Origin of the sequence: Rhizobium sp. WYCCWR 11146, from assembly GCF_013591995.1 — a bacterium.
Lineage (GTDB): Bacteria > Pseudomonadota > Alphaproteobacteria > Rhizobiales > Rhizobiaceae > Rhizobium > Rhizobium indicum.
The window spans coordinates 352,694-366,815 of sequence record NZ_JACCEY010000038.1; the positions used below are offsets into that span (position 1 = coordinate 352,694).

A 14,122-nucleotide genomic window follows, 5' to 3' on the forward strand; every position below is an offset into this window, starting at 1 on the left:
CTGGATTTTGATTTTCTTGGGGGAATGATGTCAGGCGCTACGTTCAAGACAAACCCGATTTCGCTGCACGAACTTTTGGTCGATTGCCAAAGGGGTGACTTGCAGCTTCCCGATTTTCAAAGAAGCTGGGTGTGGGACGAGGATCGCATCAAGAGCCTAGTTGCATCGGTCTCACGTGCTTTTCCCGTCGGCGCATTGATGTCGCTGGAAACCGGCGGCGGTGTGAATTTCAAACCGCGCCCTGTAGAAGGCACACCAGACACCTCAAAATTGGTGGAACCTTCTGTGCTTCTGCTGGACGGGCAACAGAGGATGACCTCGCTTTATCAGGTGACACTGCGAAATCAGGTCGTGCAGACCATCACGCCTAAAAACAAGAAGGTGAAGCGCTGGTTCTATATTGATATTCGCAAGGCGCTCGATGAGGCGGCTAACCGCGAGGAAGCGATAATTGGCGTTCCCGAAGACAAGATTATTCGCACGGATTTCGGTCGTGAGATCGTTTTGGATCTCTCGACGCGGGAGCTTGAATTCGAGCATTTAATGTTTCCGCTTACCGCGATGTTTTCGTGGAACGATTGGCAAGTGGATTTCATCAACTACAGCAACAAGAGAGGCAGCTTCACCGAGCTTTGGCCGATCATCACCAAATTCCATGACGAGGTGGTCAAGAACTTCTCAGGTTATCAGGTACCAGTCATCACCTTGGATCGGAATACTAGCAAGGAAGCAGTTTGCACAGTCTTCGAGAAGGTGAACACGGGCGGGAAGCCGCTCGACGCTTTCGAATTGGTAACGGCCATGTATGCGGCAGAAGGCTTCGAGTTGCGCAAGGATTGGTATGGTGGTGAAGGGGTAAAGGCGCGCCATCAAAGTCTCGCGGAAACCCTCTCGGCAGCGGGACGCAGCACCGGCATCCTTGCAAATGTGGCCAATACGGACTTCCTGCACGTGATCTCGCTGTTCCACACGCGGGATCGCCGCTCAGTCGCCACCGCGGAGGGCAAACAGGGCAAGGAACTGCCACAGGTCACCGGCAACCGCCAGGCGCTCTTGAACTTGCCGCTATCGGCCTACCAGGCCTATGCCGACCGCGCGGAGAAAGGGTTCAAGCGTGCGGCCAAGTTCCTGCACGAACTGAACTTCTACAAGGTAGACGACCTTCCTTATCAGTCGCAGATCGTGCCGTTGGCTGCAATCCTTGCCGAAAGTGAAATGGCACTTGAACATATGGCAGTGAAGGAAAAGCTTCGCCAATGGTTCTGGAACGGCGTTTTCGGCGAGCTCTATGGCTCGGCGGTCGATACCCGTATCGCCAAAGACTTCATCGAGGTCCCCATTTGGTTGAGGGGCGGAGCAGAGCCGGCCACGGTCAGCGAAACAATCTTCCGTTCCGATCGTCTGAAGACAATGCGCATGCGTCTTTCTGCGGCCTATAAGGGCATGCATGTGTTGCTGATGGGGGAAGGTGCACTCGATTTTCGCTCCGGTCAGAAGTTCAGCGATACGGTGTTCTTCAGCGAGAATGTCGACATTCACCATATTTTCCCGAAGAGGTGGTGCGAGGAGCGCAAAATCAAGCCGCAGGTCTACGACTCCATCATCAACAAGACGCCCCTTTCCTATCGGACGAACCGCATCATCGGCGGCGATGCCCCGTCGCTCTATCTGGCAGCGCTCGAAAAGGGGCAAGCCGATATCCCTGCCATTGGTGGTGATGTTCTGGACCGGCACTTGCGATCCCATCTCATCGATACTGCTCTTCTGCGCGCTGATCGCTTCGACGACTTTATGCAGGAGCGGCAACGTGCCTTGCTGACGCTGATCGAAGGAGCTATGGGCAAGAAAGCGTATACGGGGACCATCGCGGAAGAAGGCGAAAACTTCGAGGCGGACGGCGATGAGGCCGAGGCCGTTCTGACCATAGCCGCAGAATGATACCGGGCGTCTCGATTCCGAACTGGACAGGAAACGCTGAGAAGCGGGGATTCTTGGCTTACAAAGAAAACTGGCTGGGGCGCCTGGATTCGAACCAGGGATGACGGTACCAAAAACCGTTGCCTTACCGCTTGGCGACGCCCCACCAGAGCTTGAGCGGAAACCGCCTGCTCAAATCGACGCCTGATTAGCAAAGCTCTTCGCCTGTCACAATGACTAAGTTTAACCCGGCGCAGATTTATGCGCTGCGCAGCACCCGTCGTCGTGCTAGAAACTGGCGACGTCATTGGCCCGAGATCATTCCTTCATGGACAGTCCCGCATTCGACCTCGCTTTCGAGCCGGCCTATGGGCAGGCCGTGCCGGTTGTTTCAGGGGTCGAGCGGGTGACAGTGAACAATCCCGGCCCTTTCACCTTTTTCGGCACCAACAGCTATATCGTCGGCGCTTCCTCCGTCGCGGTCATCGATCCCGGTCCGGAGGACGAGGCGCATTTTCAGGCGCTGATGGCAGCGCTCGCCGGCCGCGCGGTGACGCATATCTTCGTCAGCCACACGCATCGCGACCACTCGCCGCTGGCGAAGCGCCTGCAGGCGGCAACGGGGGCGGTGACGGTGGGCCAAGGGCCGCACCGGCCGGCGCGGCCGCTGCGGGAGGGCGAGGTCAATCCCTTCTCCGAAAGCTCGGATATATCATTCGTGCCCGATATAACGCTCAGTGACGGTCAGACCCTGTCGGGCGACGGCTGGGCGCTGACTGCGGTGCTGACGCCGGGGCACACGGCCAATCATGCCGCCTTCGCGCTGGCGGCGCGCGACATCCTGTTTTCAGGCGATCACGTCATGGCCTGGTCGACCTCGATCGTCGCGCCGCCGGATGGTTCGATGGCGGATTACATGGCCTCGCTCGAGCGGCTGATGGAGCGCGAGGATCGGCTGTTGCTTCCCGGCCATGGCGGGCCGGTGACGGAGCCCTCGAGTTTCCTCAAGGCGCTGAAGGCGCATCGCCTCAGGCGCGAGCAGGCGGTGCTGGCGCGCGTTACGGCCGGCGATGGGCGGATATCCGAGATGGTGAAGGTGATCTATCGAGATACCGATCCGAAGCTGCATGGGGCGGCCGCCCTTTCCGTGCTCGCCCATATCGAGGATCTCCTGGAGCGCGGCGAGATCGCGGCGGATGGGCCGCCTTCACTGGCCGCCTTCTACCGGCCGGCAACAGGGAGATGAGCGTGGGGACCCAAGCCGATTACAGCTATCGCGACGACCCCGATGTGCCCGCCTTTGCCGATGACCGGCCGTTGATCATCTTCGATGGCGAATGCGTGTTCTGCTCCGGCTGGGTAAAATTCGCGCTGAAACATGACAGGCGGCAGCGATACCGTTTCCTCGCGGCGCAGACGCCACTCGGCGAAGCGCTCTACCGGCATTACGGGCTGCACGCGCGCGACTACGAGACCAATATCCTGATCGAAAACGGCCGCGCCTTCTTCAAGTCCGACGGCTCGATCCGCATGGTGGCGGGCCTCGGCTTTCCCTACACAATGGTCAAGATTTTCCGGCTGCTGCCGCGGCGGGCAGCCAATGCGCTCTATGAATTCATCGCCCGCAACAGGCTGAAGATTGCCGGGCGGCAAAGCTGCATGGTGCCGACGCCCGAGCAGCGAAGCCGCTTCATCACATGAGCGAGGACCGGTTTTCGCTGCTCATCATCGGCGGATACGGCACGTTTGGCGGGCGGCTTGCCCGGCTGCTTGGCGATGAACCGCGGCTCAGGCTGCTGGTTGGGGGGCGCTCGCTTGAAAAGGCTGACGATTTCGTTGCGGATCTCCGGACCCCGAAGGATGGCGCCGAGGGCCTGGGAAGCAACAATCTCGGCGCGTTGGTGCAGGCCGTTCGCTTCGACCGTGACGGCGATCTCACCGAACAGTTGACGCGGATGAGGCCCGATCTGGTCGTCGATGCCTCGGGGCCGTTCCAGAGCTTCGGGAAGGATGCCTATAAGGTGGTCGAGGCCTGCATCGATCTCGGCATCGATTATGCCGATATCGCCGACAGCACCGGCTTCGTCGCCGGCATCGGTGGGCTGGATGCGGCAGCCAAGGCCAAGGGCACCTTCGCTCTGTCAGGGCTGAGCAGCCTGCCCGCCCTCTCCTTTGCAGCGCTCGAGGCGATGGCGCCGCATTTCTCCCGGGTCGACACTGTCGCGGCCGGCATTGCCCCGTCGGCGCATGTCAAGATCGGGCTCAATGTCGTGAGGGCGATATCAAGCTATGCCGGCAAGAAGATCACGGTGCTGCGCGATGGATCGCCGGCCGCCGGGCGCGGGCTGATCGATGCGATGCGGGTGACGGTGGCGCCGCCGGGGGTTAAGCCGCTGCGCAGCCGGAAATTCCTGCTGGTGGATGCGCCGGATCTCAAGCTGCTGCCGGCGCGCTTTGCCGATCTCAAATCCAGCTTCACCGGTGTCGGAACGGAGCCGCAGCCGCTGCAGCACTTGCTCAGCCTTGCGGCAAGGCTCGTCCGCCACCGGCTGTTGCCGTCGCTGCTGCCGTTTTCGCGGCTGTTGCAGCGTGCCAGCCATGCTTTCGCGGTGGGCGAACATCGCGGCGGCATGTTCGTCCGCGTCGGCGGCGTCGATCACGCCGGGAGCAGGCTGACATCCGGCTGGCATCTGATTGCCGAAGGTGATGACGGGCCGTTCATTCCCATCATCGGCGTGGCGGCGCTGGTGCGCCGGCTGCTGACCGGCACGCGGCCGGAGAGCGGGGCGCGGCCGGCGGCGGGGGAATTGCAGCTTGCGGATTTCGAAGCGGCCTTCCAGCGGTTTTCGATCACATCCGGCATCAGCATGGAAAACGAGGCGGCGGCCCTGCCGCTCTACCAGAGAATTCTCGGCAGCGCCTGGGAGCGGCTGCCGCCCGCCCTCGCCGCCCTGCATTCCGGCGGCGCCCGTGTCGCCTCCGGCCGGGCACGGATCGAGCGCGGCAGCGGGCTGCTGGCGAGGATCGTCGCTCGCCTGATCGGCTTTCCCCCGGCGGGCGAGGATGTGCCGGTGACGGTGCGATTCGTGAGCGATGGCGACAAGGAGATCTGGACGCGGGATTTCGGCGGCACGGTCTTCCGCAGCTGGCAGGCCGAGGGAAAGGGCCGTGACCGTCATCTGCTCGCCGAGGTCTTCGGGCCGTTCCGGGTGCTGATGGCGCCGGTGCCGGATGGGGAAAAGCTGCGGCTCGTGGTGCGCGGCTGGCGGTTCTGCGGGATTCCGCTGCCGATGTTTCTGGCGCCTGGCGGGGATACGTATGAGGAGGAGCGCGATGGGCGGTTCCACTTTCATGTGGAGATTGGCGGGCCGCTGACGGGGTTGGTGGTGCGGTATACGGGGTGGTTGGTGGTGGAGTGAGTGGGTGTGGCGGTGATGATCGAAGAGGTTCCCTCGATGTTCTCCCTCATCTGCGTTTGTGTGCCGGGTCACCCCCCTCTGCCCTGCCGGGCATCTCCCCCACAGGTGAGGAGATCACAAGTGGCTTGAACTTCGCGCCCCTCTACCGTTTCTCCGTGCTGGACGCTCATTGTTTGGGGAAGTCGGTGCGCCCAGCCGATCTCCCCACCTGTGGGGGGTCCGAAGGACGGGGCGAGACCCGTGGCTCGACCCCGGGCCCGGCAGGGCAGAGGGGGGTGCCACACGGCATGCCCTTCGCCGTCATTCCTGCCTCGGCGGGCTTGAATAAGGGGCCGCCGCCTGCGGCGGCACCGTATGGGCGTCGAGTTTGCCGCACCGTATCCCGGCCCTTCGCTTGGGCTCAGGGCGTTCGCCGCTGCAATCGATCCACTGGATCGATTGCTGGCGCTTTGCGCCACCGCGACTCACCCACCCGCAATCCCCAGCAGTTCGGCATCCAGCGCCTTCAGATAATCCCCGGCGATTGCGGCGCTGAAGCCGAGGTCGTGTTGGCCGTAGCGGGAGGCGACGCGGATGTCGACGAAGGTGGTCTCGGCCTCTTCGCGCAGCCGAATGATGATATCGAAGCGCAGGCCGAGGATCAGCGTGCGGGTGGTGCCCTGCAGCCTCACGCCGTTGGCGCCTCGGATCAGCTTGGCGACATCATCGTCATAGGGACGCGGCGTCGGCACGGGGATGGTATCGGGCGCATCGGCCACGGCATCGTCGCCCGGCTGCGGCGGCTTGACCGGCCTGTCCTCGGGATCGCGGCCGGGCTCTGTGTCGCCACTGCTCCTGGTGATGGTAATGCCGCTCATCTTGGCGACCTTGCGCACCGCCTCCAGCACGCGGTCGAGCGCACCCTCATAGCGCCGGCCTGTCAGTTCGGGATAGGCGGCGAGCTGCTTTTCGCGATCCTCCGGCGTCACCTGCACATTGCGTTTCAGCCAGATCTGGTCGGAGTGCGGCGGCGAAAGCCAGTCGGGTGCGGAGACCGGATCGGTGGAAACGTCATAGATATCAGGCAGCGTCATGTAGCGCTCGGTGGCATAGGCGCCAAGTCCCAGCGGAAAGGCGGCATAGATCAGCGCCGCGAGCGCCGCCAGTCCGCCTTCGGCCCCCGTCATCCAGAGGCTGCGCAGCCCGAGTGCGGCGAGCATCGCCGCCAGCAGCGCGCAGCCGGCAGCGGCAATCAGCAGCAGCACCAGATAGGGTGTGGCGAGGCCGCCGAAGCGGTGGGCGATCATCACAGCCAGCGCCAGCACCAGGGAAAACGCCCCGAGCAGCCGCGAAAAGCGGGCGGCGTTGGAAACGGGGCGGTCGAAGCGGATGGCCATCAAACTTACCGGTTGCTCGTCAGCGCCCGCGCGTTCGACCACGCAAATCGCCTCACCCCTGTTTAGAGCATGATGCCGAAAAGTGTGAAGCGGTTTTCGGACGACATCATGCTCTATTCTTTGATTTAGATCCGGATTCAGATTTAGAGCCTTTCCGGGTTAGATTGCAGCATTCTGTTGGCTCAAACGGAGTCGGATGGTCGACCGGCCGGCGCGTGTCGTAGCCCGGCTCTACGGCCAAGCCGGCCGGTCGATCAGCCGGCCCGTTTCAGCCAACCCGAAGGGCCGGGCATCTTTCCGCCAGGATCAAAGGCGATCGGCTCGGACGTACCAAGAGGTATGCCCGTCGCCAATCGCCTTTGCCCTGACGAAAACCTGCTCCGGCAGAATGCTGCAATCTAACCCGGAAAGGCTCTAGTTCTTGCCCTCGATGCGGGCAAGTACGCCGTCGAGTGCGGCCTTCAATGCGGCAACGCCGCCCTTCTTCTCGAAGTCGGAGAAAACCTGCTCGTTCAGTCCGCCCTTGGTCGCGAATTCGCGGCTCAGCGCGCTGAACGGTTCGTTGCCGGGGCTGTTCGCTTTCTGCGCGAGGCTTGCAAAGAGCGGGGCAATGTAGGCCTGTCCCTTCGCCTTTTCGAGGCCGCTTCTTTCCAGCCAGACGGCAACCTGCTCCATGATGCCGAAATAGGTCGACATCATTGCGCTCGCTGCTGCGAGAAGATCATATTCCTTCCTCGACTGGCATTGGACAGCCGTTCCGAGCGTATCGAAAAGCGCGGCGACAGTGGTATCAGGCGGATAGACGGCGGTGACGCCTTGCCGGCCGGCGACGAAGGGCAGGGGGATCGCCTGCACGAGATGCACGTCGGCGCCGATCCAACCGGAGAGGGCCTGGCGCTCCGTCGCCGCAACGAGGCTGACGACCATTTGGCCATCCCTGAACGATAGCGCGCGCACGACCTCCTCGGCGACCTGCGGCCGTATCGCCAGGAATACCATGTCGCTGCGATCGACGACGTCCTGATTGTCCTTGGCAATTCTGACAGTGGCAAATTCGTCTGCCAGCGTCGCGGCGATGTGAGCGCTTCGTGGAGACACGTGAATCTCGGAGGCATAGGCCGGCTCAGTGAGAAGCCCGCGAACCATCGCTTCGGTAATCGCGCCGGTGCCGACGAAGCCGATACTGTCGATTTTCATTTGACTACTCCGCAGCCCGCAGCGGGCCTAACGCGACATCCGTCGTATAGTTCTCGCGCATGAAGTTGATGAAATTGTCCTGGAACTGGCGCGTATGAGCGTGGGCGAGTTCGTCGGCGAGCTCCACGTTCTTATCCCTGACGGCATTGAGCATGAGCGTGTGCTCGTCGGTCAGGAGGTAGCCCTCGTGGGTGCGCTCCAGATATTCGAAATGCAGGTGGAGCATCCGCTGCCCCTGCGACAGCAGCTTCTCGTAGAATGAGGCCAGATACTGGTTTTTCCCGGCATGGGCGATTGCCATGTGAAATTCCTTGTTGGCTTCCGACATGGCGAGGTGATTGCCGGTTTTAACCGCCGCTTCGAACGACTTCAGCCGCTTGGCGATGATCTTAAGGTCAGCTTCGGTCCTGAGCGCGGCGGCAAGCCGCGTATTCATGCGCTGCGCGATGTCGAGCGCCTCCACATATTTGGGAAACGTCGCCACTTCGATCGGCGCTACGATCGTGCTCCGGTTCGAGAGCGTGACGACCAGCTCGTCGGCGCCGAGCCGGATCAGGGCTTCGCGCACCGGCGAGCGCGACATGTCGAAGCGTTCGGCAAGCGTCATCTCATCGAGAAGCTGACCGGGCGGTAGAGCGAGCGACAGGATCTCGTTGCGGAGCGTCTCGTAGACGCTTTTCCAGCCAGTCCCGCGGATTCGTTTCACTTCCGATTCATCAGACACTTAGGTCCCTTTCTCTCGACGCGGGTCCCATTGGGCCAGAAAAGCCGCGTGTCGGCAATGTAATTTTTCCGCTTGACTTTGTCGACACGCTGTTGACATATCTTTCTCAGTCGACACGCAGCCGACAAAGAAAATAACAGAAACGGCTACAGCCGACGAGTGGAACCGCGCGCTTCGCGCATAGCAAAAGAGGAATGCCGATGCTTTCGAAGTTGATAACGTCCGCCTTGCGGGCGCTGCCCGCGCTCGCTCTCATGGGAGGTCTTTCCGCCACCGCCGCACAGGCTGAGACCGCTGAGGGATATTGGCAGGGTGTGCAGAAGGCGGGCGTGTTGCGCTGCGGCGCAGCGGTTGCTCCGCCCTATGTCATGCGCGATCCGGCGACCGGAGAATATTCCGGCTTCTTCGCTGATCTCTGCAAGGAATTTGCCGATGTCCTGAAGGTGAAGCCCGAATTCGTCGATACGACCTGGGACAACATCGTTGCCGGCCTGCAGGCCGGCAAATGGGATCTGTCGCTGGCGCTGAACCGGACGCCGGCCCGCGCCATGGCCGTGCAGTTCTCGATCCCGGCGATGGAGTACCAGATCTCGCTCGCTTACAACAAAAACAATCCGAAAATTGCAGCCGGCGCCGCTTCGGTCGCCGATATCGACAAGGCGGGCGTGACGCTCGCCGTCATGTCCGGCACGGCGCAGGACAAGGCAATTTCCGCTGCGGTGAAGAACGCTACGGTCATGCGCCTTCCCGGTAACGACGAGACCCGCCTGGCGGTCACCTCGAAGCGCGCCGACATCCTGGTCGACGCCTCCGACACCAACCAGCTCTTCACCCAGTCGAACCCGGAATGGGCAGTGGCGCTCAACCCGACGCCGGCCCTCGCCAAGCAGGGGGTCGCTTTCGGTCTGCCGCACAATCTTTCGGCTGCTGACGTCGAGGTGGTCGATATCTTCCTCGAAGAGAAGGTCGCGACCGGTCACGTCGACGAGCTGATCAAGAAGGCGGTCGACGACGTGCTCAAGGGCGCAAAGTAATCTCACCGGCCGGTGCGAGGTTCGCGCCGGCCCTTCCAGCTTCGATCATCGGAGATTGGCATGACCACGTCCTTCAGCCTTCCCCTCGTGAAAATGCAGGCGCTTCACAAAAGCTACGGCAACGGCGCCATTCAGGTGCTGAAAGGCATCGACATCGAAATGAAGCCCGGCGAACGTGTCGTCGTCATTGGTCCGAGCGGCGGCGGCAAGAGCACGCTGCTGAGGGTGATGATGGGGCTGGAGCAGATCGACAGCGGGTCGGTCAGTTTCGATGGGAAACCCTATATTTCTTCCGAAAGCGCGGGCAGAAAAACTCAGATCGACACCAACGTCCGCCGTTCGATCGGCATGGTCTTTCAGCACTACACGCTGTTTCCGCATCTGAACGTCATACAGAATCTGGTTCTCGCTCCCTGCAAGGTGCGTGGAGAAGCCAAGGCAAAGGCCACGGCCCGAGCCCAGGCGCTGCTCGAGCGGTTCGGCCTCGGCGCCAAATCCAATGCCTATCCGGCCCAGCTTTCCGGCGGCCAGAAGCAGCGTGTCGCCATCGCCCGCGCGCTGATGCTCGACCCGAAGCTGATGCTGTTCGATGAGGTCACTTCGGCGCTGGACCCGGAACTCGTCAGCGAGGTGGAGCATGTCATCCTGCAGCTCGCCGCCCAGGACATGCCGATGATGATCGTGACGCATGACATGTGGTTCGCCAAGAACATCGCCTCTCGCGTCATCTTCTGCGCTGGCGGCGTGGTCGTCGAGGACGGCCCTCCCGAGCAGGTGCTCGGCGCCCCCCGCGAGGAGCGGACGAAGGAATTCATCGACCGCGTCTTTCATATCAAGCAGTAGGCCATATCAAGCGGCAAGGAGGGCATCGTGAACTACACGTTCGACTTCAATGCAGTATCTATCGCTCCGCTTCTGCAGGGGCTGTGGGTTTCGCTGGAACTGACGGCTGCGGCAAACGTCATCGGCATCGTCATCGGCTTCGCGCTCGCCCTTCTGATCATGAGCCCCTACCGGGTCGTGCGGCTGCCGTTCATGCTGTTCGTCGAATTCTTCCGCTGCACGCCGGCGATCGTTCAGATCGTCTGGATATTCTATTGCGTGCCGATGCTGTTCGACGTCTTCCTCGACCCGGTGACAATGGGCATCCTGGCGCTTGGGCTCAATCTGATGGCGTTCAACGCTGAGGCCTACCGGGCGTCCATCCAGGCGGTTCCGCGCGAACAGCTCGACGCCGGTATCGCGCTCGGTCTCAATCCGCTGCAGCGGGTGCTCTACATCGTCTTCCCGACGGCGTTCCGCGCATCGATCCCGGTACTTCTAACCAACGGTATCGTCATCTTCCAGCAGAGCGCGCTGGTCGCGATCGTCGCTATCCAGGACCTGATGTACCAGGGCAAGACGCTGGCCACCGAGACCTACCGCCCGATCGAAACCTTTACGGTCGTCGCTCTCATCTATTTCGCCGTGTCCTTCCCGATAACCCAGATCGTCGGCCTGCTCGAACGCCGCCGCCAGATCCTTGTCAGCTAGGAGGCCAGAATGACGCTCGACTTCTCCATCCTGCTGCGTTTCGAACACGCACTTCTGCTCGGCCTGTGGATGACGCTCAAGCTGACTGTCATCTGCATCGTGCTCGGATGCTCTCTCGGCTTTCTCGTCGGTCTTCTCAGAACGTCGCGCAATCTCGCGCTTCGCGCAATCTCCAGCATATATGTCGAGTTCTTCCGCGGCACGCCGGTACTTATCCAGCTCTTCTGGATCTTCTTCTGCCTGCCGCTGCTGCTCGGCGTCGAGCTCTCGAACCTGGCGTCGGGTGTCATCGCGCTGACGCTCTATATGGGGGCGATCACCAGCGAGACGTTCCGGGCCAGCCTCAAATCCATCGGCCAGGAACAACTGGACGCCTGTGTCGCCCTCGGCCTGCCGCGCAGGAGCCAGGTGATGAACGTCGTGCTGCCGCAGGCCGTGCTGCGCGCTATCCCGACGCTGCTGTCGAACTGCGTCAGCCTCTTCAAGGAGAGCGCCCTGGTTTCCGCCGTCGGCATGGCGGATCTGATGTTCGTCGGTCAGAACATCTCCAACAACACTGCCCGTCCCGTCGAAGTGCTGACGGTCGTTGCCCTCATCTACTTCGCGATCGCCTTTCCTCTGACGCGGGCCGTCTCGCTCGTGGAAGGCCGGATCCTGAAGAAGCTTGCAATCTGAAGATAGTCGTTCCCAGACAGGAGAATTCCCCATGAAACTTTCCGGCGTCATGCCCGCGCTCATCACTCCCTTCGACACGAACAACAAGATCGACTTCAAGGCGTTCGAAAAGCACCTGACGGCGCTGCGTGCGGCCGGCGTCACGGGCTGGGTGCCGATGGGTTCGACCGGCGAATACTTCTCCCTCTCGAACGAGGAGCGCGACGAGGTGCTCAAGTTCGTCAAGGACTTCGCCAATGACGGCGAGATACTGATTGCCGGCACCAACGCGCCTGCCACCCGCGAGGTGATCGAGAACACGGCGCGCGCCAGGGAGATCGGCTATGACACCGTTCTGCTCGCCACACCCTTCTACACGCGTCCGACGCAGGACGAACTGCTCGCGCATTACCGCGCCGTGCTCGACGCCTCTGATGTCAATCTCATCCTCTACAACTATCCCCCGAAGGACGGCATCGAGATCTCGTTCGACTTGATGGATGCGCTCGCCGACGATCGCCGGGTGATCGGCATCAAGGAGAGCTCGGGGGTTCTGCAGCGCGCTGTCGATATCCATTCGCGCTACAAGGGCCGTATCGATCTCGTCTCGGGTTCCGACGATATCGCGCTGGACTTCATGTTCTGGGGGGCGGATTCATGGATCTGCGGTCCGGCCAACTGCATGGCGAAAGCGTGCTGCGACCTCGACCGGACGTTCCGTTCCGGCGACCTCGAAAAGGCCCGCGAGATGATGACGGTTCTCTACAGAGCGCTGAACATCCTCGAGAGCGGCAAGTTCGTCCAGAAGATTAAATATGGCTGCGAGCTCCAGGGCACGCCGGTCGGTACCTGCCGCGCGCCGCTCGGCGAACTGACGGCGGAGGAGAAGGCCGAATTCAAGGCGGCGATGCAGCCGATCCTCAACTGGTAACAGGCCTCGACTGGTAACACTTATGGGGCGGCCAAGCCGCCCCGAAACCACTGAAATTGCGAGGTTGGCCGTGTCATCCATCGTGGTCGTCGGCGCCGGCATTATCGGCACCACAATCGCCTATGAACTGCAGCGCCGGGGAAAAGCCGTCACCTTGCTCGACAAGGCGGCGCCGGGCCGCGGCGCTTCCTATGGCAACATGGCGAGCATCGCCGTCACCGAATTCATGCCGGCCTCGCGTCCCGGCATCTGGGCGCAGATGCCGAAATGGCTGCTCGATCCGGAGGGTCCGGTCCGCATCCGTCCCGGCTATCTGCCGAAACTGGTGCCCTGGTTCCTGCGGTTCCTGGCTGCGAGCCGTCCCTCGAAGCTGCGGGAACTGGAGGCAGCCGGCGCCGTGCTGTGCCGACGCGTCTACGAAGACCTGGACGCGCTCCTGAAGGAGACCGGCTTGACACACATGCTGACTGCCGAGGGATGTCTCAGTCTCTATGCCGATGACGCCGAGTTCAAAGCCGATCGGGAGCATATGGAAGTCCTGGAGCGCTTCGGCTTCAGGCACGAAATCCTTGGCGGCAATGCCATTCGAGACCTCGAGCCTGTTTTGACGACGAAGATCGGCAAGGCGGTCCTCTTTCCCGACAACCGGTCAATCACCGACCCGTACAGACTTGTCTTCGCCCTTTCGGAACGGTTCGGGCGGCTCGGCGGCAGGATCGTTCAGGGTGACGTCGTCGATTTCGAGCAGGGCGACGCCGGCGTCTCCGCGCTTCGATTGGCGGACGGGCGTACCGTTGTTGCCGACAAGGTGGTGCTTGCGGCCGGCGCCTTCACCGCCCGGCTTTCTGCCCTGCTGCGGGAACATATCCCGCTTGAAACCGAACGCGGCTACCACACGCAGATCATGGAACCCGGCATCTCGATGCGCCACTCGATCATCTGGCCGGCGCGCGCCTTCATGGTCACCCCGACGGCAGGCGGCATCCGCGTCGGCGGCACGGTAGAGATGGCCGGTCTCGACGCGCCACCGGACTATCGGCGTGCGAAGATCCTGGTGAAGAGGGCTCAGGAGGCATTGCCGGATCTGAAGGTCCGGCAGGCAACGGAGTGGATGGGGCATCGCCCGGCGCTGCCCGACACCGTGCCGGTCATGGGGTCTTCCGCCAAGCGCCGCAACGTCTGGTACGCGACCGGCCACGGACATCTCGGCCTCACCTATGCGGCGACGACCGGCCGCCTGATGGCCGATCTCATCACGGGCGTCGAACCGCCCGTAGACATGAAACCCTATCGCGTCGACCGCTTCTGAGAGCGTCGGCGCAAGGCGAAGGAAGTGA

The 14,122-nt window shown here is 62.0% G+C and carries 13 protein-coding genes and 1 tRNA gene; 10 read left to right on the forward strand and 4 right to left on the reverse strand.

What is annotated here, in order from left to right; genetic code table 11:
* Positions 1–27: 27 nt before the first annotated feature.
* Complete coding sequence (locus tag HX899_RS31165; protein WP_181294172.1) at positions 28–1,938, forward strand: DUF262 domain-containing protein; 1,911 nt, start codon at positions 28–30, stop codon at positions 1,936–1,938.
* A gap of 71 nt (positions 1,939–2,009) precedes the next feature.
* Here HX899_RS31165 and HX899_RS31170 read toward each other — a convergent pair.
* A tRNA-Gln gene (locus tag HX899_RS31170) sits at positions 2,010–2,083 on the reverse strand.
* 162 nt (positions 2,084–2,245) lie between these two features.
* Between HX899_RS31170 and HX899_RS31175 the strand changes: the two genes are divergently transcribed.
* The 3 genes from HX899_RS31175 to HX899_RS31185 are packed head-to-tail and all read left to right on the forward strand — an operon-like array spanning position 2,246 to position 5,336.
* A complete protein-coding gene (locus HX899_RS31175) occupies positions 2,246–3,163 on the forward strand; it encodes an MBL fold metallo-hydrolase (RefSeq protein ID WP_181294173.1) in 918 nt (305 codons plus the stop codon).
* Positions 3,160–3,618: a thiol-disulfide oxidoreductase DCC family protein gene (locus tag HX899_RS31180; protein WP_181294175.1), complete on the forward strand. Its 459-nt coding sequence runs from the start codon at positions 3,160–3,162 to the stop codon at positions 3,616–3,618. The genes HX899_RS31175 and HX899_RS31180 overlap by 4 nt, the downstream gene beginning before the upstream one ends.
* Positions 3,615–5,336 (forward strand): SDR family oxidoreductase, encoded by a 1,722-nt coding sequence (locus HX899_RS31185; RefSeq protein WP_181294176.1) that lies wholly within the window; start codon positions 3,615–3,617, stop codon positions 5,334–5,336. Before HX899_RS31180 ends, HX899_RS31185 begins: the two co-directional genes overlap by 4 nt.
* Positions 5,337–5,800: 464 nt before the next feature.
* On the opposite strand, the gene HX899_RS31190 is transcribed toward HX899_RS31185, so the two are convergent.
* The 3 genes from HX899_RS31190 to HX899_RS31200 all read right to left on the reverse strand — a co-directional run bounded on the left by HX899_RS31190 (position 5,801) and on the right by HX899_RS31200 (position 8,633).
* Complete coding sequence (locus HX899_RS31190; RefSeq protein ID WP_181294373.1) at positions 5,801–6,712, reverse strand: DUF1499 domain-containing protein; 912 nt, start codon at positions 6,710–6,712, stop codon at positions 5,801–5,803.
* Between the two features lie 414 nt (positions 6,713–7,126).
* Positions 7,127–7,909, reverse strand: a complete 783-nt coding sequence (locus HX899_RS31195; RefSeq protein WP_181294178.1) for a pyrroline-5-carboxylate reductase — start codon at positions 7,907–7,909, stop codon at positions 7,127–7,129.
* A 4-nt stretch (positions 7,910–7,913) separates the two neighbouring features.
* Positions 7,914–8,633, reverse strand: a complete 720-nt coding sequence (locus HX899_RS31200; protein ID WP_027664541.1) for a GntR family transcriptional regulator — start codon at positions 8,631–8,633, stop codon at positions 7,914–7,916.
* 200 nt (positions 8,634–8,833) lie between these two features.
* Between HX899_RS31200 and HX899_RS31205 the strand changes: the two genes are divergently transcribed.
* The 6 genes from HX899_RS31205 to HX899_RS31230 are packed head-to-tail and all read left to right on the forward strand — an operon-like array spanning position 8,834 to position 14,094.
* Positions 8,834–9,667, forward strand: a complete 834-nt coding sequence (locus HX899_RS31205; RefSeq protein WP_168264758.1) for an ABC transporter substrate-binding protein — start codon at positions 8,834–8,836, stop codon at positions 9,665–9,667.
* Positions 9,668–9,727: 60 nt separating this feature from the next.
* Positions 9,728–10,510 (forward strand): amino acid ABC transporter ATP-binding protein, encoded by a 783-nt coding sequence (locus tag HX899_RS31210; protein ID WP_138330838.1) that lies wholly within the window; start codon positions 9,728–9,730, stop codon positions 10,508–10,510.
* Between the two features lie 27 nt (positions 10,511–10,537).
* Positions 10,538–11,200, forward strand: a complete 663-nt coding sequence (locus HX899_RS31215) for an amino acid ABC transporter permease (RefSeq protein ID WP_181294179.1) — start codon at positions 10,538–10,540, stop codon at positions 11,198–11,200.
* A 9-nt stretch (positions 11,201–11,209) separates the two neighbouring features.
* Positions 11,210–11,875 carry an amino acid ABC transporter permease gene (locus HX899_RS31220; protein WP_180196079.1) on the forward strand — a complete coding sequence of 222 codons (666 nt, stop codon included), beginning with the start codon at positions 11,210–11,212 and terminating at the stop codon, positions 11,873–11,875.
* Positions 11,876–11,906: 31 nt separating this feature from the next.
* Positions 11,907–12,785, forward strand: coding sequence for a 4-hydroxy-tetrahydrodipicolinate synthase (gene dapA, locus HX899_RS31225; protein WP_180196078.1), 879 nt, complete (start codon positions 11,907–11,909; stop codon positions 12,783–12,785).
* 22 nt (positions 12,786–12,807) lie between these two features.
* Positions 12,808–14,094, forward strand: a complete 1,287-nt coding sequence (locus HX899_RS31230; protein ID WP_181294181.1) for an FAD-binding oxidoreductase — start codon at positions 12,808–12,810, stop codon at positions 14,092–14,094.
* Positions 14,095–14,122 lie beyond the last annotated feature (28 nt).